This window comes from Microbacterium sp. zg.Y909, from assembly GCF_024626565.1.
Genome location: NZ_JANJFJ010000079.1, coordinates 1 through 3640, shown reverse-complemented (window position 1 = coordinate 3640; position 3640 = coordinate 1). Strand labels below are relative to the sequence as shown.

Here is a 3640-nt window from a genome sequence, read left to right as displayed (position 1 = left end):
GCGAGCGGCACGTGCTCCGCCAGCAGCGCGGCCAGCAGGCGGCGGTTGCCGTCGAGGTAGTCGCGCACGTCTTCCAGCCAGCCGGCGCCGGCGCTGTACGCCGCGGTGTTCGCGAGCGCTCCGAGCGTGGACGTGCCGTGGCCCGCCCAGGGCCCGAAGGTCTCCCAGGCTTCGGCATCCGCGTCATTGGAGAGGATCACCTGCGCGCACTTCAGTCCCGCCAGGTTCCACGCCTTCGAGGCGGATGCCGCGGTGAGAGTGTGCGCGGCCGCGGCGTCCGACACCGACGCGTAGGGCACGTGCACCGCCGGACGGTACACGAGCGGGGCGTGGATCTCATCCGAGAAGACCCGACCCTCCTTGGCAGCGACCAGCTCGGAGAGGGCGATCAGCTCGTCGCGGCGGAAGACGGTGCCCAGCGGATTGTGCGGGTTGCACAGCACCACCATGCCGGCGCCGTCGTCGAAGGCGCGTCCGATGGCGTCGAGGTCCATCGTCATGCGACCGTCGACCTCGACGCTGGGGACCTCGATGACCTCGCGCCCGTGTAGCTGCGGCACGAAGAGGAACGGCATGTACGCGGGAGTCGGCACGATGACGGCGCTCCCCGGGCGGGTGAACTTCTCGATCGCCAGCTCGAAGGCGGCGATGACGTCGGGCACGGGGTGCACGCGCTCGGCGGGCACCGCCCAGCCGTACGTCGCGGCGTACCAGTCCGCCGTCGCCGCGGCCATGTCGCCGGCGACCTGGGCGGGGAGGTAGCCGGTGAGACCCCGGTTCAGCGCTGCCGTGAGCGCGTCGTTGATCGCGGGGGCGAGCCCGAAGTCCATCTCGGCGACGAACGCGCCGATGGTGTCGGGAAACGTCGTCCACTTGACGCTGCCGGCGGCACGCAGGTCGCGCTCGGTGATCGCATCGAAGTCGGGGTGCGGGGCCATACTCATGTCGTGGGCAGCTTCACCGTGCCGGTGCCCGGGTGCTCGTGCGGCATGCGGTCGCGGTCGTAGGTGATGTCGGTGAAGCCGTGCGGCTTGGGCTTGCCGTCGTCGTCCAGGCTGACGAAGACGATCTTCTCGATCGTGAGGATGCGCTGCCGAGTGATCATGTTGCGCACGACGGCGCGCATCGTGAGCGAGGTGCGGCCGAAGTGGGTCGCGGTGAGCCCCATCTCGATGAGATCGCCCTGCAGGGCCGAGGCCTCGAAGTTGATCTCGGAGATGAATTTCGTCACCACTCGGTAGTTGCCGAGCTGGAGGATGGCGTAGATCGCCGCTTCCTCGTCGATCCAGCGCAGCAGACTGCCGCCGAACAGCGTGCCGTTGGCGTTGAGGTCCTCCGGCCGCACCCACTTTCGGGTGTGGAAGTTCACACCCTCCTCCGACCAGTACCAGGCAGATTCATCCGTACGCGTCATGCCTCCACGCTACGCCTCTCGGCTCTGGGGCTGTCCTCCGGCGGCCGGACGTGCCATGCTCGAGAGATGGGGTTGTCACCCTGCGTGGTCACGCAGGCGTGCAAGCGTCGGGGGGCGTGCATGAGAATCTTCGTCATCGCGGAGTCCGCGGTCACGAACTCGTTGGGGCGCGCGATCAGTCTCGCTGTTGTGGGGACCGAACGCGCGACGACGGAGTTGTGGGCGGTCGACGACGGTCCGGTGTGGACCGGCGCACGGCACTTCGACCTGGACATCCGCCGCTTCGACGGCAGGGATCCCGCTGCGCTCATCGCCCGCATCCGAGACGCGGCTGCCGACGGGCCGGTGCTGGTCTGGATATCCAAAGGCTTCTCGCCGCTGGACCGCATCGCCTCGGCGCTGGCGGGTCGGCCGAACACGACCGTCATCGCCGACTTCGACGACGACGACGTGAGTCTCATGCGCGAGCAGGTGGCGAAGTCGTGGAAGACGGCCGTGCATCTCAACGTGCTGCACCGCAAGTCGCCCACGCAGGTGCGCAGGGCGCAGACTCGCATGGCGCGCGCCGCGGACGGCTACACATTCTCCAGCCGCACGCTCGAGCGCACCTACCTTGACCGGGACCTGCCCCGGCGTGCGTCGGCGATCGTTCCGCACGCCCGTCCCGACGGGTGGCTCGTCGCCGAGCGCGGCGCGCGTGCGGCCGGGCCGCTGCGGCTCGCCTACCTGGGCACGGTGCGTCCGCACAAGGGCGCCGACAAGGTGCTCGCCCTCGTGGAGGCGATGCCCGAGATTCACTTCTCGAGCTTCTCGGGCTCTTTCCGCCCCGCCGGGGGTGGCGCGACATGGCACTCGATCGGTGCCGAGGCGGCGCTGTCGGACGTGTATGCCGATATCGACTTCACCCTGGTTCCCCAGGACCTGCTGAGCAGTGCGGCCCGCAACCAGCTCCCGTCGAAGATCGTCGAAGCGGCCGTGTTCGGAGTGGCCGTGGTCGCCACGCCCACTCCGGTCATCGAGGAGTACTGCGCGGGCGCCTACGTGCCGATCGAGGACTGGAGCGACCCGCAGGACGTCGCGCGACGCATCCGGGCGGCGGACCCCGTCGCGCTGGGAGCGGCCATCCGCCGGGTGTTCCTCGACCGGTTCTCCTCCACCGTCTCCGGAGCCGCGCTCGGGCGGCTGCTCGAGGAGGTCCCGGCGCACGCGCCCTCGCGGTAGCGACGCGTGCGCCGATCGACAGCGGGTCACCTCATGCGGGCACCCGCGTTGCGGGCAGTTCCGCTGCCTGCTCGATGCGCAGGCGGTCGACGAGCCTGCCCGAGGGCAGCTCGACGTCGGCGTACGTCAGGACGGCATCCTTCGGGATGTCGCGGACGGTACGGCATCCCTCGGCGACGCCGATGGGGAGCAGGTCCTCGTCGCTCGTGACATCCGCCCGCTCCGCGACCCCGTAGGTGTGGTAGCCGCCCAGACCGTCGATGACGGTGCCCGCCGGCAGGTCCTCCTTGGCCACGGCGACCACTTCGACGGTCGGCGCGCCCAGCGGCTGCAGAGCGGCATCTCGGAAGAGCACCGCGCGCGCGACCGTGTTCGGCACTTCGAAGTGGCACAGGTGGTACGGCGTGTAGAAGCTGTAGAGCGGTCCCTCGCCGAGCTTGTACAGATTCAGGTAGTGCCGCTGCTTGGGGTCGTCATGGGTGGCCAGCACGAAGACGCCCGGTCCGGGCTGGGCGCCCACGACGTAGTCGACGACGCCGCCGCGGCGCTCGAGGTCCTCGACGTCGTACGCGCCGGTGAGCTCGTCGACGTGGCCGTGGTGGTCCGCTCCCCGCATCCCGCGGCGCTCCACGGTCATACCGGTCGCGTTCGCGACGATCGCCTGTTCGAACGACACCTTGGTGCCGTCGGCGAAGCTGGTGACCATGTAGGGATCCTGTCCCCACTTGGCGGCGAAGCCGGCCTGTGTCGTGGGGGTGCGGTATTCGTCCTGCAGCCCTTTGATGTTGCCGCAGACGAGCGGACGCAGACCCAGCCCCCGCACGAAGCGCACCAGGTTCATCTCGACTCCGGGCTGGTCACCGTCGCATCCGGTGAGGATCACCCCGGCATCCTTCGCCCGCCGGTGCAGGATCGGCCCGACCGTGCCGTCCACCTCGGCGTTCATCAGCACGATGTCCTTGTGAGCGCCGATGGCGTCCAGCACCACGTGGCAGCCGTACTCGA

The 3640-nt window shown here is 69.6% G+C and carries 4 protein-coding genes; 1 reads left to right on the top strand and 3 read right to left on the bottom strand.

The window, feature by feature from the left end:
- Both NQ160_RS08160 and NQ160_RS08155 read right to left on the bottom strand, forming a co-directional pair.
- On the bottom strand, positions 1 to 944 hold a 944-nt coding region (locus NQ160_RS08160; protein ID WP_257514724.1), incomplete at its 3' end, for a MalY/PatB family protein.
- A complete protein-coding gene (locus tag NQ160_RS08155) occupies positions 941 to 1414 on the bottom strand; it encodes an acyl-CoA thioesterase (protein ID WP_257514723.1) in 474 nt (157 codons plus the stop codon). The genes NQ160_RS08155 and NQ160_RS08160, both read right to left, overlap by 4 nt.
- Before the next feature lie 120 nt (positions 1415 to 1534).
- Between NQ160_RS08155 and NQ160_RS08150 the strand changes: the two genes are divergently transcribed.
- On the top strand, positions 1535 to 2635 hold the full coding sequence (locus NQ160_RS08150) for a hypothetical protein (protein WP_257514722.1): 1101 nt from the start codon (positions 1535 to 1537) through the stop codon (positions 2633 to 2635).
- A gap of 31 nt (positions 2636 to 2666) precedes the next feature.
- On the opposite strand, the gene NQ160_RS08145 is transcribed toward NQ160_RS08150, so the two are convergent.
- Positions 2667 to 3640, bottom strand: a 974-nt coding sequence (locus tag NQ160_RS08145; RefSeq protein WP_257514721.1) for an NAD(P)H-dependent oxidoreductase, incomplete at its 5' end; no start/stop codon positions are given.